This window comes from Kitasatospora sp. NPDC057692 (assembly GCF_042799475.1).
Taxonomy (GTDB): domain Bacteria; phylum Actinomycetota; class Actinomycetes; order Streptomycetales; family Streptomycetaceae; genus Kitasatospora.
The window spans coordinates 80,057-101,478 of sequence record NZ_JBHVIV010000023.1; the positions used below are offsets into that span (position 1 = coordinate 80,057).

The following is a 21,422-nucleotide window of genomic DNA, read 5'->3' on the forward strand; positions in this document are numbered from 1 at the left end:
TCAGGGCGCCAGCAGGTTGGCCCGCAGGCCCGTCAGCACGGCCTCGTCCAGCCCGAGGCCGTCGGTCCAGAACGCGCCGAAGTCCGGCCAGCCCGTCTCGACCTCCGCGAAGGCCGCCTCCAGGTAGCGTCGTTCGGCCCGGAACACCGGCAGCAACAGCTCGGGCTCGTGCATCAGGCCGCCCGCCCGGAAGCCCTCCATGACCGACTCCACGACGGCGGCCGACCGCTCGTTGGTGAGCAGGTAGTCCGTGACCACCGTCTCCCGGTCCACGCCGAGCGCGGTCAGCAGCACGGCAGCCGTCCAGCCGGTGCGGTCCTTTCCCGCCGAGCAGTGGAACAGCAGCGGCGCGCCGTCCGGGTCGGCGAGCAGGCGCAGCACGTCGGCGAACCGTTCGCGCGCGATCCGGTCGGTGACGAACCATCGGTAGAGACCGGTCATCATGGCGTCGGCGCGGCCGCCGCCGAGCAGTGCGCGCTGCCTGCCCGGATCGCGGTCGGCCAGCGCCTCGCGCAGCATCGCGAAGATGTCGAAGTCCGACGCGAAAACCGGGAGCCGGTGGAGCGCCATCCCGTCGGCGATCCGGTCCGCGCCGGCCTCGCGCACCTCGTCCGGGCTGCGCAGGTCGACGATCCGCCGCAGGCCGAGCCCGGTCAGCCGCCCGAGGTCCTCGTCGGTGAGCCGGTTGAGGCCGTCGCTGCGCAGGGCGACGCCGGCCCGGAGCACCAGCCCCTCGGCCGTCCGGTAGCCGCCGAGGTCGCGGGCGTTCACGGCGCCGAACAGGCCCAGACTGCGGGCGGCCGGAATTGCGACGGTTTCGGTCTGTTCTTCGGCCACTCGGCGACCTCCATTGGATATTCAGACGGTGACGTTGTACAACCCTGAGCGATATTGCATGAACCTGCCCACCGAAACGACAGGATGTGCAAGAGTGTCATGGGCAACGCCGCCAGTGTAGGGTCCGGTTCATCCCTCGGATCCCACGATGGGTGAGCAGCGGTAACGCTAGGTTCCGGGTTTTAATTTTTAATTCATTATTTGCGCAGCCGGCACGGTTTCCGCCACAATCAGCGCCCTCATGGCCTGACCATGAACGTTGGTAACAGATTCGCTGCACTCCTGCCCATTTGGTGCCTCCTGCCACGGATGTTCCATCAGGATGGGCGGCGGGCAGCCTGCTGCCCGCGAACAGCTACAGGGCAGGTGGACGCCGGCAGCGGAGCGCCCTGCCCAGGGGAGGAAAGACAACATGGGTCGAGCGACCCGAAGAGTCGCCGCCTGCGCGGCAGCCGTCCTGCTGGCCGGAGGCCTGCAGTCGTCCCTCGCGCACGCCGCCACCACCACGCCCCGGATCGATCTGACGGTCCTGGTGCTCAGCGACGGCGGTCCGGCCACGGCCGCGATCGCCGCCGAGCTCAAGAGCCAGGGCACGCCCTACAAGCTCGTCGACCTCAACGACACCAACCGTCCGGTGATCGACGCGGCCTTCCTCAGCGACACGCTGAACGGCCAGCCGCGCGGCAAGTACCAGGGCATCGTGCTGCCCAACGACAACCCGTTCGCGGCCGGCTCCGCGGAGATGGCCGCGATCGCGACGTACGAGGCCGCGTTCGGCGTCCGCCAGGTCGACGCCTACACCTACGCCCGCCCCGACGTCGGCCTGAACTGGGCGGTCAACCCGGGCTACATGGGGACCCTGGACGGTTTCCAGGGCCAGGTCACCACGGCCGGCCTGAGCGGACCGTTCGACTACCTCAAGGGCAGCGTCCCCTTCGAGGACAACGACCCGACCGTCTCGGAGAGCTACGGCTACCTGGCCACCCCGCTGGCCACCTTCCCGGCCGGTGCGAGCTTCACCCCGCTGGTCGAGGTGCCGATCCCGAACAGCACCGCCAAGGGCTCGCTGGTCGGCGAGTACCAGCACGCCGGCCGCAAGGAACTGGTCGTCACCTTCGTCTACAACCAGTACCAGCAGCAGTACCGCCTGCTGGCCCGCGGCATAGTCGACTGGATAACCCAGGGTGTCCACCTGGGCTACGACCGCAACTACTTCGCGGCCCACGTCGACGACGTCTTCCTGTCCGACGACCGCTGGGACACCGTGCTCAAGTGCACCCCCGGCGACGTCACCTGCCCGCCCGGCACCCCGGAGACCGCCAACCCGATCCGGATGACGGTCGCCGACGCGCAGTACGCCAAGCAGTGGCAGATCGACCACAACTTCACCATGGACATGGTGTTCAACGGTGGCGGCAGCGAGGACTGGAAGTCCGACCACGAGACCACCGCCGACCCGGTGGTGGACCAGATGGTCGCCGACCAGACCAGCTACCGGTGGATCAACCACACCTACACCCACCCGTACCTGGGCTGCCTCCAGGACGTCTCGGTGGTCCCGTGGAAGTGCACCAAGACCTCCTCGGGCAGCACCGTCTGGGTCGACCAGGCCACCATCACCTCCCAGATCAAGAACAACCTCGACTGGGCGGCCGCCCGGGGCCTGCAGCTGGACAAGACCGAGCTGGTCACCGGTGAGCACTCCGGCCTGCTGACGGCGCCCCAGGAGACCAGCGACAACCCGTACCTGGCCCCCTCGCTGGCCGCCAACGGCGTCAAGTGGACCGCCAGCGACGCCTCCCGCGAGTCCGCCCAGCGGGCCGTCGGCGCCGCGCTCACCGTGCCGCGCTACCCGATGAACGTCTTCTACAACGCCGCCACGGCGAAGGAGGAGACGGACGAGTACAACTGGATCTACACCAGCGTCGCCAACGGCGGCAGCGGCGTCTGCGAGAACAACGCCAACTCCACCTGCCTGCCGGCCCCGCTGGACGTCAACACCGGCTACCAGTCGTACATCGTGCCGCTGGAGGCCCGGATCGACCTCGGCCACGTGCTGAACAACGACCCGCGGCCGCACTTCATCCACCAGTCGAACCTGTCCGAGGACCGGATCGTCTACCCGGTGCTGGAGAAGATCCTCTCCACCTACCGGTCGCTGCACGCGGACAACGCCCCGGTCGTGAACCTCGCTCAGAAGGAGATCGGCCTGGAGTTCCAGCGGCGGGCAGCCTGGAACAACGCCCTCGCCTCCGGCCAGGTCACCGCCTACCGCACCGGCGACTCCGTCTTCGTGCACGCCCCGGCCGGTGTCCAGATCCAGGCCACCATGCCGACCGGCACCGTCCAGCAGCTCGCCATCGGCACCGCCGCCTTCGGCACCGCCTACGCGGGCGAGCTCTCCGGCTGGGTCAAGCCCGGCCAGCTGCAGAGCGGGGTCCAGCTGACGCTGCCCGCCGCGGGCACCCCGGCCGCCCCGGCCGGCACCAGCCCGAGCCTGGCGGCCAAGTCCGTCGCGGCCCCGGCGCCGGCCGATACCAAGGTCGTCCCGCAGGGCACCGCGGACGCGGTCCCCGCCGGTCCGGGCGACACCGACCGCACCGACGCGCCGACCCTGGTCCCCGGCAGTGGGGCCCCGGTGGCGGGCAAGGACGCCGCTCCTGGTACGACTTCGGGTACGGCGAGCAGCACCGGCGGGAAGGCGGCCGGCCACGGCGGCGCCCCGCAGCAGAAGGGCAAGGCCTCCGGGGGGAAGGCCGAACCCGCCAGGAAGACCGCCGGCTCGCCCGGCAACCGCTAGACAGGTGAACCCGGTGGCGGCCGCAGTGCGGCGGCCGCCACCGGCACCACCCGACCGGCCCACTCGGCCGGGAGCTTGAGGCAAGAACAGGAGGGGGGAGGGAGATGCGCGTCACCCTGCTCACCGAGGGGACGTATCCGCACCAGCACGGCGGCGTGAGTGTCTGGTGCGACCAGCTCGTGCAAGGCATGCCGGACGTCGACTTCGACATCATCGCCGTCACCGGCACCGGACACGAACCGTTGGCCTGGGAACTTCCCGCCAACGTGCGGTCGGTCACCACCGCCCCGCTGTGGGGCCCGGCCTCGGAGGCGAAGGCGCCGCGCGGCAAGGAGATGCGCCGCTTCCTCAACGCCTACGAACGGTTCCTGCACTCCCTCCTGGACCCGGTCTACACCACCCACTTCGGCACCGAGCTGTACGGCTTCGCCGACCTCGCCCAGCGCGGGCTGCTCAGCCCGGCGCTGCGCAGCGAGCGCGCCCTGCGCACCCTCCAGCACGTCTGGACCCGCGACTACCTCTCGACCGCCGTCTCCCGGCCCACCATGCACGACGCCCTGAACGCCACCGACCTGCTGGAGCACGCGCTGCGTCCGCTCGCGGTCGAGCCGCCGCGTGACGGAGTGGCGCATGCGGCGAGCGGCGGACTGGCCACCCTCCCGGGGCTGATAGCCGCTCAGCAGTTCGGCGTACCGTTTCTCCTCACCGAGCACGGCATCTATCTGCGCGAGCGCTACCTCGGCTACCGCACCGGCCCCTACCGCTGGCCGGTCAAGGCGCTGCTGCTCGGCTTCTACCGGATGCTCGCCGAGGAGAGCTACCGGCGGGCCGCGCTGGTCACCCCCGGCAACCGGTACAACCGGCGCTGGGAGGAGCGCGGCGGCACCCCCTCCGCGCACATCCGCACCGTCTACAACGGCGTCGACCCGGCGGCCTTCCCGCCCGCCGGGCCGGAGCCCGAGACCCCGACGCTCAGCTGGGCCGGCCGGGTCGACCCGATCAAGGACCTCGAAACGCTGATCCGCGCGTTCGCGATCGTGCGCAAGGAGATACCCGACGCCCGGCTGCGGCTGTTCGGCGGCACCCCCAAGGGCGGCGAGGCCTACCGCGAGACGTGCGAGGCCCTGGCCGCCGAACTCGGCACCGCCGACTCGGTGGTCTTCGAGGGCCGGGTCGCGGACATCACCGACGCGTACGCGGCCGGGAACGTGGTGATGCTCTCCTCGATCAGCGAGGGCTTCCCGTTCACCCTGATCGAGGCGATGTCCTGCGGCCGCTCCACCGTCTCGACCGATGTCGGCGGTGTGCGCGAGGCGGTCGGCGACACCGGACTGGTCGTCCCGCCGCGCGAGCCCGAGCCGATGGCCGCGGCGGCGATCGAGCTGCTGCGCGACCCGGAGCGCCGGGCCCGGCTCGGCGAGCAGGCCCGGCTGCGGGTGATCGAGCAGTTCACGCTCCGCCAGAACATCGACGGCTTCCGCGGCATCTACACCGAGCTGCTGGGCACCGCCCGCTGGCTGCCCGAGGGCGTGGTCGCCGTCACCGACGGACCACCGGACCCGGACTGGGAGCAGCCGGCCGAGCAGGAGCGCAGCGAGGTGACGGCATGAGCGGCCCCCTGCGCCTCGTTCCGAACGAGGCCGACGAGACCGTCCAGCTGCGGGTCCTGCCGCTGAAGCGGCGCCGCCCGACGCTGCCGGCGCAGCGCACCGGGCCGGAGGCGGACCAGCTCGACCTCTCCCCCGACCCGCTGGACGAGCTGGCCGATCGGCTGCAGGACATCTGCGCCGACGCCGTCCACCCGTACGAGATCGCGGCCTTCCTGGAGTCCGACGGCCTCTCCGACGAACAGGCGGGCCTGCTGTACGGCCGCCCCGACGCGTTCACCGTCGCCGAGGAGCTGTTCGAACGGGTCGAGCGCCGCTACCCCGGGCCGAGCGCCGAGTTCGCCAACCCCTGGCGGGCCGACCCCTGGCGGTGCGTCGTGCGCGGCCTGGTGTTCGCCCTGCCCGGCCTCGGCTACCTGCTCGGCGCCAACCTGTTCGCCGCCGACCGGATGCGCTTCGGCCTGCCCTCGGGCATGCTCGCGCTGTCCGTGGCGACCCTGGTCAGCTGGTCGTGGAACCAGGCGCTGGCGCACCGCGCGTACGCCTGGCTCGGCCGCGGCCGGCGCCGGTCGGCCGCGGCCTGCCTGGCGATCGGGGCCCCGGTCGGCGCGCTGACCTCGGCCGCCGCCGGCTACGTGGTCGGCGGACCGCTGGGCGCGCTCTGCTTCGCCGCCGGGCAGTCCGTCTACCTGGCGGCCGCCACCGTGCTGCTGGTGCTCGGCCGGGAGAAGTTCCTGCTGCTGGCACTGGCGCCGTCGGCGGTCGGCGCGGGCGTGGTGCTCGCCGTCGACGTGCCGCAGGCCGTCCGCACCGCGGTGCTGCTGGCCTCGCTCGGCCTGGCCGTCGGGCTCGCCGCCCGGGAGCTGCTGCGCTGGCGGCGCGCCGAGGCGGAGCCCGTCCCGCTGCGGCTGCCGCTGTACAAGGAGATCCCGCACCTGCTGTTCGGACTGGCGGTCGGCACCCTCACCCTGATCGCCGGACTCGGTGTCACCGTCCACCAGGCGGTGAGCACCGGCAGCGCCCAGGGCGCCTCGGCCAGCCCGACCGGGCCGGCCATGATCGCCCTGACGCTGAGCCTGGGCCTCGCCGAGTGGCTGCTCTTCCGCTACCGGGCGATGGCGGTGGCCGCACTGCGCACCAGCCACACCCCGGTCGAGTTCGCCCGCCGCACCGGTGGCGTGCTGCTCGGCTGCCTGTTCATCTACCTCACCACCGTGGCCGCCCTCGACGCCGCCGCCACCGTGCTCTGGCCCGGCGCCCCCGCGCTGGGCGTCCCCGAGCTCGGCGCGCTGCTGCTGCTCGGCGGCTCGCTCTGGCTGGCGCTGCTGCTGAACGCCTTCGGGCTCAGCTGGAGCACCGCCCTCATCTGTCTGGCAGCCGCGGGCGCCGAGTGCGCCGGACTGCTGACCGGTGCGGACCCGACCGTCCTGCAACTGATCGGCTGCGGGGCCGCGGCCGCCGTCCTCACCGCCACCGCCGGGCCCGTGCTCGGCCGCACCACCAAGCACCGCTGAAACCGGCACCGCTGAACAGCTGAACAGCGCACCACGGAACCAGCACGACGGAACAGCACCACCCGTACCGGCCCGGCCGGGTCACCACCGTCGCACCACCCGGCCGGGCCCGTACACCACGTCCCCTGAAGACACAGGAAGCGATTCACCATGAGCAGCGTCGCCGTCACCGGAGCCGAGGGTTTCATCGGCTCCCACCTCGTCGAGACCCTGGTGGCCGACGGCCACCGGGTCCGCGCGATGGTCCAGTACAACTCGTTCTCGTCGTTCGGCTGGCTGGAGACCCTCCCGAAGGAGGTGCTGGACTCCGTCGAGATCGTCCTCGGCGACGTCCGCGACCCCGGCTCGGTCACCGGCCTGGTCAAGGGCACCGAGGCGGTCTACCACCTGGCCGCCCTGATCGCGATCCCGTACTCGTACCAGGCCCCGCACTCGTACGTCGACACCAACGTCACCGGCACCCTGAACGTCCTGGAGGCCGTGCGCCACCTGGAGATCCCGCGCCTGGTGCACACCTCGACCAGCGAGACCTACGGCACCGCGCAGACCGTGCCGATCAGCGAGGACCACCCGATCAACACCCAGTCCCCGTACGCCGCCTCCAAGGCCGGCGGGGACCGGCTGGCCGACAGCTACCACGCCAGCTTCGAGACCCCGGTCGTCACCCTGCGCCCGTTCAACACCTTCGGCCCGCGCCAGTCGATGCGCGCCGTCATCCCGACCGTGATCGCCCAGCTCGCCGCCGGCGAGACCGAGATCACCCTCGGCGACCTGCGTCCGACCCGCGACTTCATGTTCGTCAAGGACACCGCGCTGGCCTTCCGCACGGTCGGCACCGCCCCCGCGGAGACCGTGGTCGGCCGGACCTTCAACGCCGGCACCGGCGGCGAGATCTCGGTCGGCGACCTGGTCTCGCTGGTCGGCAAGCTGATGGGCGTGGACGTCACCGTCAAGGAGGACGAGCAGCGCATCCGGCCGACCAACTCCGAGGTCATGCGGCTGGTCGCGGACGCCACCCGGCTGCGCACCGCCACCGGCTGGGCCCCGGCGCACTCGCTGGAGGAGGGCCTCGAACAGACCATCGAGTTCTTCCGCGACCCGGCGAACCTGGCCCGCTACAAGACCGACATCTACAACGTCTGACCCGGCTCCGCCTTCCGTCCGCTCCCGGCACCGAAGGCCCCTTGTCGAACCGACTTCCGTGGGGGAACCACATGCACGCAGTGATCCTGGCCGGCGGTAAGGGCGTACGCCTCCGCCCGTACACCACCGCGCTTCCCAAGCCACTCGTCCCGATCGGCGACCAGCACGCGATCCTGGAGATCGTGATGCGCCAGCTCGCCGCCGCGGGCTTCCAGACCGTCACCCTGGCGATCGGCCACCTCGGCCACATCATCCGCGCCTACGTCGGCAACGGCTCCCAGTGGGGGCTGCGGGTCGGCTACGCCGTCGAGGACAGCCCGCTCGGCACCCTCGGCCCGCTGCTCAACCTGCAGGACCGGCTGCCGGACAACTTCCTGGTGATGAACGGCGACGTCCTCACCGACCTGGACTTCGCCGGGGTGCTCAAGCACCACGAGGGGTCGGGGGCCCCGCTCACCATCGCGACCTACGCCCGCCAGGTGAAGATCGACTTCGGCGTGCTGACCTCCGAGGGCGGGTCGATCACCGGCTTCCAGGAGAAGCCGAGCATCGACTACCGGGTCTCGATGGGCGTCTACGGCGTGTCCCGCGCCGCGCTCGCCCGCTACACCCCGGGCCTGCCGCTCGGCTTCGACGAGCTGGTGCTGGACCTGCTGGCCGCCCAGACGCCGCCGTCCGCCTACGAGTTCGACGGCTACTGGCTGGACATCGGCCGCCCGGACGACTACGACCGCGCCAACGCCGAGTTCGCGCTCAACCGCTCGCTGCTGCTCCCCGGCGAGCCGGCCGGCACCACCCCGGCCGCCGGCGAGGGCCTGTACGCCGTACCGAACGGGCAGGGACTGCCGATCCCCGCCGCCAGAACCGCCCCCGAGGCCGCCGACGGGCAGCCGACGGCCACCGCGGCCACGGTCCCGGCCGGCCCCGAGAACGACGGACGGGCCGCGTGAGGATCCTGCTGCTCGGCGCCGACGGCTTCCTCGGCCGGCACGCCGCCACCGCCCTGCGGGCCCTGCCCGGCGCCACCGTGCTGACCGCCGGGCGGCGGCCCGACCACGACCTGCGGCTCGACCTGGCCACCGCCCAGGCCGGTCCGCTCGGCGAGGACCTGGCCGCGCTCGCCCCCGACGCGGTGGTGAACTTCGCCGGCGCCGTCTCCGGCAGCGCCGTCACCCTCGCCGAGGTCAACGCCCGCGGTCCGGCCGTGCTCGCCGAGGCACTCGGCCAGGGCGCCCCGGCGGCCCGGCTGGTGCACATCGGCTCGGCCGGCGAGTACGGCGTCTGCGCCCCCGGCAGCTCGCTCGCCGAGGACGCCGACGCCCGCCCGGTGGGCGTCTACGGCGCCACCAAGCTGGCCGGCTCCCTCGCGGTGGCCGGCTCGCCGCTGGACGCCGTGGTGCTGCGGGTGTTCAACCCGGTCGGCCCGGGCGCCCCGGCCGGCTCGCTGCCCGGCCGGCTCGCCGCCGAGCTGCGCCGGGCCGCGCCCGAGGGCGCCGACGGAGTGGTGCGGGTCGGGGACCTCTCGGCCCACCGCGACTTCGTCGACGCCCGGGACGTCGCCCGCGCGGTCGCGCTCGCCGTCACCGCCCGGGGCCCGCTGCCCCGGGTGCTCAACCTGGCCTCCGGGCAGGCCCGGCCGGTCCGGGCGATCGCCGACGGTCTGGTCGCGGCGGCCGGCTTCGCCGGCCGGATCGACGAGAGCGGCGCCGGTTCGGAGCGCTCCGCGGCGGTCTCCTGGCAGCAGGGCGACGTGTCGGCCGCCGCCCGGACGCTCGGCTGGCACCCGGCGACCGGGCTCGACGAGACGCTGCGCGACCTCTGGCTCTCCACCGCACCGCTGGTCACCGCATGACCGGGGGCCACCACCCCGACGGCCGCCTGCTGGTGCCGCTCTACGTCCACCCCGCGGTGGACCCGGCGGCCTGGCAGGCGGTCGCCGCCGCCGACCCGAAGCTCGTCTCCGCCGTCGTGCTCAACCTCGCCGACGGTCCGGGCGAGCCCGACCACGTCTTCACCGAGGCCGCCGAGAAGCTCCGCAAGGCCGGCCTGCCGCTGCTCGGCTACGCCGACACCGACTACGGCCGGCGGCCGCACGCCGCCGTGGTGAACGACATCCTGACCTACCGTCAGCGCCACGGCATCACCGGCGTCTACCTCGACCAGGTGTCCGCCGCGCCCGGCGCGCTGCCGCACTACCGGCGCCTCGCCACCGCGGCCCGGGCCGCCGGCTGCGCCACCGTGGTGTTCGGCCACGGCGACCACCCGGACCCCGGGTACGCCGAGGTCGGCCTGGCCGACCTGCTGGTCACCTTCGAGGGCGACTGGGCGGCGTACCAGGCGCTGGCCCTGCCGCTGTGGACCGGCCGGCACGCCGCCGCCCGGTTCTGCCACCTGGTCTACGGCGTCCCCGCCGAACGGGCCGGGGACGCCGCCGCGTTGATCGCCGCACGACGGGCCGGGGTCGGCTGCGCGGTGCCGGGCGCCGGGGAGAACCCCTGGAGCACCCTGCCGCACCAGCTGACCGCCGACCGGCCGCTCGCCGAACCCGAACCCATCTGACCCGATCCGGAGTCCGTGCACCGTGACCCGCCGTATCCGGCCCGTGTGGGCCGCCCTCGCCCTCGCCACCGCCACCGCCCTGCTGGCGACGTCGTGCAGCAGCTCCGGCTCGGACGACGAGGACGACACCTCGGCCGAAGCCACCCCGGCCCCGCCCCCGGCGGCCACCGCCGCCCCCGTCCCGGGAGCTCCGACCGCGCCGGCCACCCCGGACGCGCCGAGCACCCCGGGGACGCCGGCCGCCCCCGGCACCCCGACCCCGCCCGACGGCCCGGGCTCACCGACCGCCCCGGGCCGCCCGTCGGCCCCGTCCGGCACCCCGGGCACGCCCGCGGCTCCGGGGACTCCGGGCACCCCCGGAACCCCGGGAACCCCCAACTCCCCCGGTGCGCCCGGTACTCCGGGCACACCCGGCGGCGCCGGCGGCGGCCGCTGGCAGCCCGCCCCCGGCCTCGCCTGGCAGTGGCAACTCGGCGGCAGCGTCGACCAGTCCGTGGACGTCCCCGTCTACGACATCGACGGCTTCGAGACCGACGCCTCCGTGGTCGCCGCCCTGCACGCCAAGGGCCGCAAGGTGATCTGCTACATCAACGCCGGCTCCTGGGAGGACTACCGCCCCGACTCAGCCGCCTTCGCCCAGGCCCTCCAGGGCTCGGGCAACGGCTGGAAGGGCGAGAAGTGGTTCGACATCCGCAAGATCGACCAGCTGAAGCCGCTGATGGCCGCCCGCTTCGACATGTGCCGGCAGAAGGGCTTCGACGCCGTCGAACCCGACACCATCGAGGCCTACAACCAGAACAGCGGCTTCCCGCTGACCGCGGACGACCAGCTCCGCTACAACCGGATGCTCGCGGCGCTCGCCCACGAGCGCGGCCTGGCGATCGGCCTGAAGAACGACCTGGAGCAGGTCCCGGCGCTGCTGAACGACTTCGACTTCGCCGTGAACGAGGAGTGCGCGCAGTTCGACGAGTGCGCCCGCCTCTCCCCCTTCATCCAGGCGGGCAAGGCGGTCTTCCACGTCGAGTACAAACTGGGCACCGAGAAGTTCTGCGCCCGCACCAAGGCGTTGGGCTTCAGCTCGATGCAGAAGAAGCTGGAGCTGGACGCCTGGCGGAAGCCCTGCTGACGAGGCAGGGTCCGGCAGCGGCGGGCCGTCGGACCGCCAGGCGTGCCACCCCGCACACTACTTGACGGCCAGCCAGACGACGGCGCCCAGCACCACGAGGGCGACCACGGCGATCACCGCGATCCTGCCGGTACGGCTGCCGTTGTTGCCGCCGTAGGTGTTGACGGAGCCCGGCGCCTGGGGTGCCGGGGTCTCCTCGACGAAGGCCCGGAACATCTGGGTGCTGCCGGCGGGGTCGTACTCGTTGTCAGCCATGGCAGGGACTCTAACGAATCCGCGGACCGCCCCGACACCCGGTCTCCGCGCTGCGGGCGTGCGACGGGCGTGTGAAGTCCGCCTCGTTCACGGAATGACCACCCGGCCGATCGGGTTGACTCGGACCATGACCGATTCCCGCAGCGACGCCCCCCGTTACGTGCAGCTCGGCCGCTCCGAGCTCTCGGTGTTCCCCCTCTCCCTCGGCGGCAACGTCTTCGGCTGGACCGCCGACGAGGCCGAGTCCTTCGCCGTCCTCGACGCCTACGCCGCGGCCGGCGGCAACTTCGTCGACACCGCCGACACCTACTCCTCCTGGGTGCCGGGCAACACCGGCGGCGAGTCCGAGGCCATCATCGGAAAGTGGCTGCGCAGCCGCGGCAACCGCGACTCCGTCGTCATCGCCACCAAGGTCGGCCTCCACCCCGAGGCCCGCGGGCTTGCCGCGGCCACCATCAAGGCCTCCGCCGAGGGTTCGCTGCGCCGCCTCGGCGTCGACCACATCGACCTCTACTACACCCACCAGGACGACGACACCCCGGTGGAGGAGTTCGTCACCGCCCTGGACGCGCTGGTGCGCGAGGGCAAGGTGCGCGCCGTCGCCGCCTCCAACATCGGCGCCGACCGGCTCGCCGAGGCGCTCGCCTTCGCCGAGCGCGAGGGCCTGACCGGCTACACCGCCGTCCAGCCGCACTACAACCTGGTCTCCCGCGGCACCTTCGAGGGCCCGCTGGCCGACGTCGTCGCCGCGCACGGCCTCGCCACCGTGCCGTACTACGCGCTGGCCTCCGGCTTCCTCACCGGCAAGTACCGCCCGGGCGGCGCCGAGGTGACCAGCGCCCGCGCCGAGGGCGCCGCCCGCTACCTGGACGACCCGCGCGGCCCCAAGGTGCTGGAGGCGCTCGACACCGTGGCCGCCGAACACGGCGTCGAGCCCGCCACCGTCGCCCTGGCCTGGCTCACCGCCCGGCCGACGGTCGCCGCGCCGATCGCCAGCGCCCGCACCGTCGGCCAGCTCCCGCCGCTGCTGGCCGCCGCCGCGCTGGAGCTCACCCCGGCGCAGACCACCCTGCTGGACGACGCCTCCGCCTGAGGCCGTCACCCGGAAGGGGCGCGCCGTCCACCGGTCGTGGACGGCGCGCCCCTTCGCGCGCTCCCGCGCCGTGCCCTACGGCCGGCCGAAGTGGGTCGGGTAGAAGCCGCTGCTGATCGTCGACACCCGGACCGTCTTGCCCGGCCGGGGCGCCTCGACGAACTTGCCGCCGCCCAGGTAGATCCCCACGTGGTGGATGCCCGAGGCCCGGCCGCTGTCCGACCAGAAGAGCAGGTCGCCGCGGCGCAGCTGCCCCGCCGTGATCGGAGTGGTCGCCGCGTACTGGTCGTCCGCCACCCGCGGCAGACTGATCCCCGCCTTCCGGTAGGCCTGCTGCACCAGCCCCGAGCAGTCGTAGCCGGAGGGACCGTTGCCGCCCCACACGTACGGCTTGCCCTGCTGCGCGAGCGCGTACTCGATCGCCGACTCCAGACGGCCGGCCGACCGCGTCTCGGCCGGGGCGGGCGCGGCGGTGCCGGCCGACGCCCCCGAGCCGCCGCCGGACTGGCCGGTGCGGGCCAGGTAGACGTCGTAGTGGCTGGTGTAGCGCCACTCACCGCCGTCGTTCTTGAACCAGTACTTCGAACCGTCCCAGCCCTGCCGCATCCCGCCGGAGGCCGCCGAGCCGTTGGAGACGGCCTGCTGCGCGGTGGCGGAACCGGAGCCGCCCCCCACCGCGCTCGTGTACACGCTGTAGTGGCTGGTGTAGCGCCACTCGCCGCTGCCGTTCTTGAACCAGTACTTCGAACCGTCCCAGCCCTGCTTGCCCGGCGCGGCGTGCGCGGCCCCGGCGCCCGCGGTCAGACCGACCACGCCGGCGCCGGCCAGCACCGTGGTGGCCAGGCAGGTATTTCGGACCGCCCGGTGTATTCGGCCACCGCCGGACGGCTCCGCCGCGCGGGCGGTGCGCGGCCGGGCCGCGCAGTTCGGGCAGCCGCAGCCCGTGATCGCCGGGATGCTGCCGAGGCTCTCCTCGAAGCCGATCAGCGCCGCGCCGTCCGCGTCCACGTCCGCGTCCACATCCATGTCCGCGAACGCCGGGACGGCGTCCGTGCCGGTGGCTATCCTCATGCCGGTCGTCCTTCCTTCCGCCCGGCCCGGGCGGCCGGGGACGGTACCGAGGCGGCCACTCCGGCCGGGGCGACGAAGGCGACCAGCAACTGCTCCATCAGCGCGCTCCGGGCGGCTTCGTCCAGCTCGTGCGCGGTGGCCCGCTCCAGCCGGCGCACGGCCAGCGCCGCCGCCTCGACCGCGTCGTCCACCAGCACGGTGCGCAGGCCCGCGTCCAGGTCGGCCAGCCGTCGGCGGCGCATCGACTCGGCCACCTCCGGCGCGTAGTCCAGCGCCAGCGGCTGCGCGGAGTAGACCTCCAGGCCGGCCGGCGCGACCTCGGCGGCCAGCGCCCTGGTCAGCTCGTCCGCGAACCACTGGCCGTCGCGCAGCGCGGGCCCGGGCGCCGCGTTGCTGTCGCAGGGCAGGGTGGAGGCGGTCCGGGTGAGCACCGCCTGGACCTGCTCCCGCAGGTAGCTCTCGTGGTCCTCGATCGCCAGCGTCGCGCGGGCGGTGTCCTTGACCCGCCAGACGATCAGCAGCCGTACGACGATCGGCGTCCCGGTGCGGTCGACCACCTTGACCGGCTCGCTGCGCCAGTGCCGCAGCCGGACGTCCACCCGGCGGCGGCGCAGCAACGGGTTGACCCAGACCAGGCCGGTGCGGCGGACGGTGCCCCGGTAGCGACCCCAGCGGGTGAGCACCCGGGTCTCGCCGCCCGCGTTGGCCAGCAGGCCCGCGAGCGAGAGGACGACGAGCAGTCCGGCGACGGCGACGGCGGCCACCGAACGGCCGGTCACCTCGGCCTGGCCGCTGGCCTTCGCGGCCGCCGAGCGCAGGTCGGGCAGCACGTCCCAGTACGGGACGGCGCCGTCGCGCACCAGCACCAGCAGGACGGCGGCGGTGCCGATCAGCAGTCCGAGCAGGGCGATCCAGCCGGGCAGGCCGGCGGCGGTGTGCTCGCGGAGCGCCTGGTCGGCGCGCGGCGGGCGGCGCGAGGTGGCGGTCGCCGCCGCGCCCGGGGAGGCCTCCGGCTCGTCCACTGGCGGGATCTTCGCGGTCACCGGCGGCATCGGGTCCGCCGTCTCCAGTGGATCGCGCAGGTCGACGGGTGTGCCGACAGCCGGCCCGGGGACCACCGCGATCGGGGTGGTCGCCGGGCCGCCGTCGACCGGCTGGGCGGGTCTGGGCGTCCTCGCCGCCCTGGTCAGCGGGCCGGCGCCGGAGGCGGAACGTTCCGGCAGTGGCGGGGGGAACGCCTTGGGCAGGTGGTCGGGTCGCTGCGAAGAATCGCGGGTGACGTCCATGCACGGATCCTCAGGTTCAGTGTGTCGCGCAACGGGCGGCCCGGATCTGACGGGCAGTGCCAGAGCCAGGCTAAGTTCATACGTCATCAAATGCGACATTTGAACCAGTGCGTGTCGACATTTCTTGACGAATCATCCGAAGCCGGGACTGACGCGCAGACACATGGGCGGACTGGGAGAGCGGTTCAGCGCCGCCGGGGGCCGGATCCCCGGCCCATCACCCGGCGGGTGATCAGCCCGAGGCCGGCGAGCACCAGCAGGACCCCGGCGAGCGCTCCGCGCCAGCCGTCCGACCGGTGCCGGTCGGACGCCGTCGGCGAGGACGGCTCCGGTGCGCCGACCGGGCCGGCGGTGTCGGTGGTGCCGGTCGCGGCGTCGGTGGCGGTGGTCCGGGCCGCCTGCCGCGACCCGCCCGGCGGCGGAGCGGCCGGCGCCCGGTCGGCCCGCTCCTGGTCCGAGGCGGGGGCCGGTCCGGCGGGGGCCGGGGTCGTGGAGGGGGTGGCGGTCCGGCTCGGGGACGGGGGCAGGGACGGGGTCGGACCGGAACTCGGACCGGAACTCGGGCGGGCACTCGGACTCGGGGACGCCGGGGCCGAGGAGGACCGGGCCGCGGAGCCGGGAGCCGGGGACGCGCTCCGGGTCGGGGCCGGGGTCGGGGCCGGTGCCGCGGCCGCCGGAGCGGGCGCCGCGACGACGACCGGCAGCAGCCCCGGCGGGACGACCACCGGCAGCAGCCCGAGCAGGACGGTGGCCTGCGCCGCGGCGGGCACGGGCACCGCCGGGGACGGGGTCGCCGGGCCGGACGGAACCGGCACGTACGGGGACGGCCGGGCCGGGGTGACGGCCGAAGGCTTCGGCACCACCGGGGAGGTGGCCGCCGGGGCCGGGACGGCCACCGGGGGCGCGGGTGCGGAGGGCGGCGCCGAGGGCCCGACCGCGGTCGGCACCGCTGCGGCCGTGGACGTGGCCGTCGCGGCCGTGGACGTGACCGGAGCCGCGGGCGTGCGGGTCGGCGTGGGCGTGGGTGTCGGGGCGGCCATCGGTGCAGGCGTGGCGGCGGCGCTCGCCGTCGCCGCCGACACCGTCGCCGATGGAGCCGCCGTTGTCGGTGCCGCCGTCGCCACGGGCGCCGGAACCGCCGCCTGACCCGCCGCCCGGACCCGGACCGCCACCGCGTCCGCCGCCGTGCCGTTCCCCGCCTGATCGGTCGCCGTGACGACCAGCCACTGCTCCCCGTCCGTCAGATCCCGGTTGCCCGTGCAGGTCCAGCTGCCGTCGACGGCCGCCGTCGCCCCGCAGGCGACGATCCGCGCGGCACCGCCATCGCGCTCCGGCCCCGCGGTGACGAGCACCCGCGCCCCGGGCTCGGCCTTCCCGGCCAGCCGGGGCCGGGCCGCCCGGACGGTCTCCCCGGCGGCCGGCGCGGTCAGCACCGGGCGGTCCGGCGGCACGGTGTCGACCACCAGCTCGACCGGCTGCCCGGCGGTCCGGTTCCCGGCGAGGTCGGCGGCGGCCGGGGTGAGCCGGTGCCGCCCGTCCGCGAGGTTCTCCACCGGCAGGCAGGACCAGCCGCCGTCGGCCCGGACGGCCGTGCTGCAGAGGTCGGCCTCCTGGCCGTCGGACGCCCGGTCGGTGACGACGACGGTGCTGCCCGCCTCCCCCGCGCCGGTCAGCCGGATGCCGGGGTCGTTGGTGAACCCGGGCAGGGTGAGCACCGCCGTGCCCGGCGCCGCCGTCCGCACGGTGAGCCGGACCGGATCGCCGCGCAGCACCCTGCCGGCGGCGGTGGTCAGCACCGGGGTGAGGGTGTGCGGGCCCTCGGCCAGCGCCGAGTCCGGGCGGCAGGACCAGTCGCCGCCCCGGGCCGCCCGGACCCGGCAGAGCGCGCCGTCGCCCTCGCGGACCTCGACGGTGGCGCCGGTCGCCGCCCGCGTCCCGGAGATCCGGGGGCGGGTCTCGGTGAGGGTGGCGCCGTCGGCCGGCTGGGAGATCTCCGGGCGGGCGGCCCCGACGGTCAGTCGGACCCGCTGGTCCAGGACCTGCCCGGAGTCGGCGGAGCCCTCGGCCGGCAGCACCTGGGCGGCGTCCCGGCCGATCCGCAGCCGGGCCCGGGTCTCGCCGGAGGAGGCCCCGGCGGGGACGGTCCACTCCAGGGTGGCGCTGCGTCCGCCGGGGGCGATCTCGGTCTGCACCCGCTCGACCGGGTCGAACCGGCCGTTGCGGTCGAAGTCGACCCAGCCGGCCAGGACGGCGGGCGCCTCGCCGACCGCGACGGGCACGGTGAGCCGGTAGTCGTGGCCGACCACCGCCTCCTCGGGGAAGCCGACGGCCGGGCCGGCGCCCTGGCGCTCCTCGCGGCCGGGCTGCAGCCGCGGTGGCTCCGGGGTGGTCCCGGCGGCGGTCGCGCCGGGAGCGGCGGAGAGGCCGAGCTGTGCGGAGAGGCCGGAGGGGAACACCGACCGCCGTTCGGCGGTCCAGGTGGCCGAGGCCTGTCGGGCGGCCGAGAGCGGCGGGTTCCAGCCGATCAACAGCCCGGCCGCCAGGGCTGCGGCCGCCGCCGGGAACTGTCGGTTCATCCGGCTCTCCTTCGCATCGACTGCCGAGCGGCCTGGATGGCCGGGCAGGCTGGGCACAAGATCAGACAAAACGGAATCACGATCCTGAGCCGGTCATACCGCGACACTTGCGCCCTTGGCCGCATAACACCCGATTGGCGGCCCTCCGACCGGCAGGACGGGATGTACCCGAAAGAACCGCATTTCACCCATAGGGCGGCCAACCGGGCCGAACGCCCGAACCCGGCCCCGGACCCTAACCCGGGAAACGCAGAGACCCCCGACCGTCGGCCGGGGGTCTCTCGATGGTGCGCTCAGCAGGATTCGAACCTGCAACCTCTTGATCCGTAGTCAAGTGCTCTATCCGTTGAGCTATGAGCGCAAGTTCCGGGCGGACCCGGTCTTGCGGAGTTTGGTGCGCTCAGCAGGATTCGAACCTGCAACCTCTTGATCCGTAGTCAAGTGCTCTATCCGTTGAGCTATGAGCGCTCGCCCTGGCGAACGTTCCTCCGGGGCGGTGCGGGGACAACATTACATGACCTGCGGCGCGGGGCGAAATCGATTGATCCGGGCACCTCGGACACTCCTCGACGGCCCGCCTCCGGGTGTGTCCGCAGGGCACCCCCGACGCGTCCCGGACCCCTCCGGCACGCCCTCGGAGGTGCCCGGACATGCGAAGAGCCCCGCCGACAAGATCGTCGACGGGGCTCCCGGCTGGCGGAGGCTGAGGGATTTGAACCCTCGATCAGGAATAACCCCGAAACCGCATTAGCAGTGCGGCGCCATAGACCGGACTAGGCGAAGCCTCCTCCACACGGAGCAAGCCCGCGTGCGCGGACTCGTTCCTTGTGCCTGTGATGATGCCACAACCCGGGGGCCCGGCACCAACCGCCGCCAACGTTACTAGGCGGGTCGTCCCCGCCGCAAAGAAGAATGAGATACTGCCGTCTCCGGAGAGAGCTGCCCTGAGCCGAGGAGACCTGTCGACGTGAGCAGCAGGCCGATCCGAGGCGCTGCTCGCCTCGCCGCCATACTCGACGCCCTGCCCGACGCGCTGTTGCTGGTGAACAGCAACGGCACCGTCGTCGACGCCAACAGCGCGGCCGTCCAGGCGCTGCAGGCGCCGGGCACCTCGCTGGTCGGCATGGGCGTGCTCGACCTGCTCCCGGAGTTCGACCCCAGCCGGATCCCCGGCTCGATGCGGCCCGCCGCCCGCGAGGACGAGGCGCTCGACCGCCCGGTGCGGATGACCGCCCGGCGCACCGACGGCACCACCTTCCCGGTCGAGGTCTCCGGCAACGACTTCGACGACGACGGGTCCGGCGCCGGCGCCGGCTCCGGCACCGGCTATGCGCCGCCGGTCCCCTACGACCCGTACCGCGAGGGCTCCCGCTCCTCCGACCTGCTCCTGCTGCTGGTCCGCGACCTGACCGGCCGGCTCGGCGTCGAGGCGGAGCTGCGCCGCCAGCACAAGCAGACCGAGATGATCCTGCGGGCCGCCGCCGAGGGCGTGCTCGGCGTCGACCTCGAAGGCCGCTGCGTGCTGGTCAACCCGGCCGCCGCGCACATCCTGGAGTACCGGGCCAGCGAGCTGGGCGGCCGCGAGCTGCACCCGCTGATCCAGCACTCCCGGGCCGACGGCACCCCGCTGGCGCTGGAGGAGTCCGCGCTGCTGGACACCCTGACCTCCGGCCGCAAGCACCGGGTGCGCGGCACCGTGCTGTGGCGCAAGGACGGCCGCCCGGTCACCGTCGACCTCACCACCGCCCCGGTCCGGGACGGCGACCAGTTGGTCGGCGCCGTCATGACCTTCACCGACCGCAGCCGCGAACTGGCACTGGTCGCCCGCAACGAGCACCTCACGGCCGTCCTGGAGAGCGAGCTGGGCGGTGCGCTGACCGCGCTGCACCGGCGGATCGACGCGCTCGCCGCCGATCCGGCCGGGCAGCTGTGGCCGGAGGCCAACTGGACCCTGCGCCGACTGGCCGACGAGTGCCGCCGCTACGGCAAGCTGATCGAGGGGGTGCTGGACCACCAGCGCTCCGAGGCCGGCGAGGGCGGCGGCTCCGACGGCAAGGGCACCGGTACGGACGGCAAGGGCGGGCGGAAGACCGCCGAGCAGGTGCCGGTCGCGCTGGACAAGGTGGTCCGCCGGGCCGTCGAGCACGCGGGCGAGCTGGTCGGCGCCGGCCGGGTGCGGTTCTCCGTGCACGCCGCCGCCGTCGAGGTGATCGCCGACGAGCAGCGGCTCGCCCGGGCGCTGGCCCACCTGGTCGCCGACGTCAGCGGTGTCGGCCTCGCGCTGGACGACGCCGCCCCCGAGCTCCCCTCCCCCGGACTCGCCGCCCCCGGCACGCCCGCCCTGCCGCCGGCCGGCGGCGACGTGCCGGCCGTGGTGCTCGCGGCCGCGCAGCGCGGCGAGGTCGCCCGGGTGGAGATCCGCGGCCCCGGACGCGGCGGCAGCCCCGTCCACCTGCCGATAGCCCGCGCGGTGGTCGAGCGCCACGGCGGGGTGCTCCAGCCGCACGAGCTGCCGGGACGCGCCGGCACCACGTACGTCGTCGAGCTGCCGCTGGACCCGGCCGCCGCCAAGGCCGCCGCCGAGCGCGCGTCCACCGAGGGCCGGTCGGACCGTCCGAAGGAGAGCGACAGCGCCGTCCTGCCCGACCTTCCGGGCATTCCCCAGCTGCCGAGCACGGACCCGGCCGAGGAGCCGGCCGCCGCCGAGGGCGCCGCGGACGGTCCGGGGGCCGGTCCGGCGGAGCGCTCCCGGGAGGGCGCGCCGGACGGTTCCGCCGACGCCCGGAGAACCGAGGCCCAGGCCGACCCGGCGACGGCGGGCGGTGCGCCGGACGAGGCGCCGGCCGTCGAGCAGCGGCGCGGACGCCGCGGCCGGCCGGCCGTCGAGCTGCCGCCCGCCGCCCCGGAGCAGCCGGGCCGCGACGGTGCCGACCCCACCGCCCCCGTCGGCGCCGACGCCCCGGACATCCCCGCCGACCAGTGGCCCAACGCCCCCGCCCGGATCGAACGGGCCGTCCCCGAGCAGTGGAACGGCACCGGCAACGACCCCGCGTACGGACGCCAGCGGCTGGGCGGCCCGAGCGGCCCGCAGAACGACCCCTGGGGCAAGGACGACGGCCGCTCCGGCACCGCCTACGCGGTTCCGGTCGACGGCGGACGTCCGGACGAGCGCCCCGGTGACGGGAGCGGTGGAACCGCCGGTACCGGCGAGCGCCGGGCCGCCGAGGGCGAGGGCGCCGCGCGCGTTCCGATCGCGCTCGGTCCCGGCGGCGGCGAGTCCACCCCGGCCGCCCCGGCCGGCCCCGACGGCGGCGGCGAGGCCGAGCACCGGCCGTCCCGGCGCCGCCGCGCGCTGCCCGGCGGCGAGGACTCCTCCGGCGGGTTCGCCCTGCCCGGCGTCACCGACACCCCCGTCTACCCGGGGCTGGAGCACGCCCTGCCCGCCGGTCCAGCGCCCGCCCCGCCCGAGCCCGCCGCGCCCACGCCGACCGGTCGGCGGCGCCGGCTGGCCGTCCCGCCCGGCCCGGGCGGCGAGGCCGGCGGCCCGTCCGCGCC

Annotated in this window: 14 protein-coding genes, 3 tRNA genes and 1 pseudogene; 10 read left to right on the forward strand and 8 right to left on the reverse strand. The window is 74.5% G+C overall.

Annotated features, from left to right (window positions below; translation table 11 throughout):
* Positions 1–837, reverse strand: coding sequence for a tyrosine-protein phosphatase (locus ACFVFS_RS15735; protein ID WP_380624317.1), 837 nt, complete (start codon positions 835–837; stop codon positions 1–3).
* 412 nt (positions 838–1,249) lie between these two features.
* Between ACFVFS_RS15735 and ACFVFS_RS15740 the strand changes: the two genes are divergently transcribed.
* The 8 genes and pseudogenes from ACFVFS_RS15740 (at position 1,250) to ACFVFS_RS15775 (ending at position 11,586) form a co-directional block, all read left to right on the forward strand.
* Entirely contained in the window at positions 1,250–3,637 is a 2,388-nt protein-coding gene (locus tag ACFVFS_RS15740; RefSeq protein WP_380624319.1) for a hypothetical protein, read from the forward strand.
* A gap of 104 nt (positions 3,638–3,741) precedes the next feature.
* A complete protein-coding gene (pelF, locus tag ACFVFS_RS15745) occupies positions 3,742–5,247 on the forward strand; it encodes a GT4 family glycosyltransferase PelF (protein WP_380624321.1) in 1,506 nt (501 codons plus the stop codon).
* Positions 5,244–6,758: a hypothetical protein gene (locus tag ACFVFS_RS15750; RefSeq protein WP_380624323.1), complete on the forward strand. Its 1,515-nt coding sequence runs from the start codon at positions 5,244–5,246 to the stop codon at positions 6,756–6,758. Before pelF ends, ACFVFS_RS15750 begins: the two co-directional genes overlap by 4 nt.
* A 150-nt stretch (positions 6,759–6,908) precedes the next feature.
* A complete protein-coding gene (locus ACFVFS_RS15755) occupies positions 6,909–7,901 on the forward strand; it encodes an SDR family NAD(P)-dependent oxidoreductase (protein ID WP_380624325.1) in 993 nt (330 codons plus the stop codon).
* Positions 7,902–7,972: 71 nt separating this feature from the next.
* Positions 7,973–8,680: pseudogene (locus tag ACFVFS_RS15760) on the forward strand (NDP-sugar synthase); the annotation flags it as partial.
* Between the two features lie 167 nt (positions 8,681–8,847).
* A complete protein-coding gene (locus ACFVFS_RS15765; protein ID WP_380624327.1) occupies positions 8,848–9,753 on the forward strand; it encodes an NAD-dependent epimerase/dehydratase family protein in 906 nt (301 codons plus the stop codon).
* A complete protein-coding gene (locus ACFVFS_RS15770; RefSeq protein WP_380624329.1) occupies positions 9,750–10,460 on the forward strand; it encodes a spherulation-specific family 4 protein in 711 nt (236 codons plus the stop codon). Before ACFVFS_RS15765 ends, ACFVFS_RS15770 begins: the two co-directional genes overlap by 4 nt.
* A gap of 22 nt (positions 10,461–10,482) precedes the next feature.
* Entirely contained in the window at positions 10,483–11,586 is a 1,104-nt protein-coding gene (locus ACFVFS_RS15775; protein ID WP_380624331.1) for an endo alpha-1,4 polygalactosaminidase, read from the forward strand.
* A gap of 57 nt (positions 11,587–11,643) precedes the next feature.
* Here the strand turns inward: ACFVFS_RS15775 and ACFVFS_RS15780 are convergent, their stop codons facing one another.
* The gene (locus tag ACFVFS_RS15780) at positions 11,644–11,841 is read right to left on the reverse strand and encodes a hypothetical protein (protein ID WP_380624333.1); all 198 of its coding nucleotides are present in this window, start codon (positions 11,839–11,841) and stop codon (positions 11,644–11,646) included.
* Between the two features lie 127 nt (positions 11,842–11,968).
* Here ACFVFS_RS15780 and ACFVFS_RS15785 point away from each other — a divergent pair, with 127 nt between their 5' ends.
* The gene (locus ACFVFS_RS15785; RefSeq protein ID WP_380624335.1) at positions 11,969–12,934 is read left to right on the forward strand and encodes an aldo/keto reductase; all 966 of its coding nucleotides are present in this window, start codon (positions 11,969–11,971) and stop codon (positions 12,932–12,934) included.
* A 75-nt stretch (positions 12,935–13,009) separates the two neighbouring features.
* On the opposite strand, the gene ACFVFS_RS15790 is transcribed toward ACFVFS_RS15785, so the two are convergent.
* The 6 genes from ACFVFS_RS15790 to ACFVFS_RS15815 form a co-directional block, all read right to left on the reverse strand.
* Positions 13,010–14,005 carry a C40 family peptidase gene (locus tag ACFVFS_RS15790; RefSeq protein ID WP_380624337.1) on the reverse strand — a complete coding sequence of 332 codons (996 nt, stop codon included), beginning with the start codon at positions 14,003–14,005 and terminating at the stop codon, positions 13,010–13,012.
* Positions 14,002–15,291, reverse strand: a complete 1,290-nt coding sequence (locus ACFVFS_RS15795; protein ID WP_380624339.1) for an SPFH domain-containing protein — start codon at positions 15,289–15,291, stop codon at positions 14,002–14,004. Before ACFVFS_RS15795 ends, ACFVFS_RS15790 begins: the two co-directional genes overlap by 4 nt.
* Positions 15,292–15,476: 185 nt before the next feature.
* Positions 15,477–17,867, reverse strand: a complete 2,391-nt coding sequence (locus ACFVFS_RS15800) for an Ig-like domain-containing protein (protein ID WP_380624341.1) — start codon at positions 17,865–17,867, stop codon at positions 15,477–15,479.
* Positions 17,868–18,152: 285 nt separating this feature from the next.
* Positions 18,153–18,228, reverse strand: a tRNA-Arg gene (locus tag ACFVFS_RS15805).
* A 31-nt stretch (positions 18,229–18,259) separates the two neighbouring features.
* A tRNA-Arg gene (locus ACFVFS_RS15810) sits at positions 18,260–18,335 on the reverse strand.
* 226 nt (positions 18,336–18,561) lie between these two features.
* Positions 18,562–18,655 (reverse strand) — tRNA-Ser (locus tag ACFVFS_RS15815).
* 179 nt (positions 18,656–18,834) lie between these two features.
* Here ACFVFS_RS15815 and ACFVFS_RS15820 point away from each other — a divergent pair.
* Positions 18,835–21,422: PAS domain-containing protein (locus tag ACFVFS_RS15820; protein WP_380624343.1), on the forward strand; the 2,588-nt coding region annotated here is incomplete at its 3' end.

Coding starts and splice junctions, on each gene's coding strand:
- ACFVFS_RS15755 (WP_380624325.1), top strand. CDS start 6,909: ATGAGCAGCGTCGCCGTCACCGGAGCCGAGGGTTTCATCGGCTCCCAC.
- ACFVFS_RS15800 (WP_380624341.1), bottom strand. CDS start 17,867: ATGAACCGACAGTTCCCGGCGGCGGCCGCAGCCCTGGCGGCCGGGCTG.
- ACFVFS_RS15750 (WP_380624323.1), top strand. CDS start 5,244: ATGAGCGGCCCCCTGCGCCTCGTTCCGAACGAGGCCGACGAGACCGTC.
- ACFVFS_RS15780 (WP_380624333.1), bottom strand. CDS start 11,841: ATGGCTGACAACGAGTACGACCCCGCCGGCAGCACCCAGATGTTCCGG.
- ACFVFS_RS15795 (WP_380624339.1), bottom strand. CDS start 15,291: ATGGACGTCACCCGCGATTCTTCGCAGCGACCCGACCACCTGCCCAAG.
- pelF (WP_380624321.1), top strand. CDS start 3,742: ATGCGCGTCACCCTGCTCACCGAGGGGACGTATCCGCACCAGCACGGC.
- ACFVFS_RS15770 (WP_380624329.1), top strand. CDS start 9,750: ATGACCGGGGGCCACCACCCCGACGGCCGCCTGCTGGTGCCGCTCTAC.
- ACFVFS_RS15740 (WP_380624319.1), top strand. CDS start 1,250: ATGGGTCGAGCGACCCGAAGAGTCGCCGCCTGCGCGGCAGCCGTCCTG.
- ACFVFS_RS15785 (WP_380624335.1), top strand. CDS start 11,969: ATGACCGATTCCCGCAGCGACGCCCCCCGTTACGTGCAGCTCGGCCGC.
- ACFVFS_RS15790 (WP_380624337.1), bottom strand. CDS start 14,005: ATGAGGATAGCCACCGGCACGGACGCCGTCCCGGCGTTCGCGGACATG.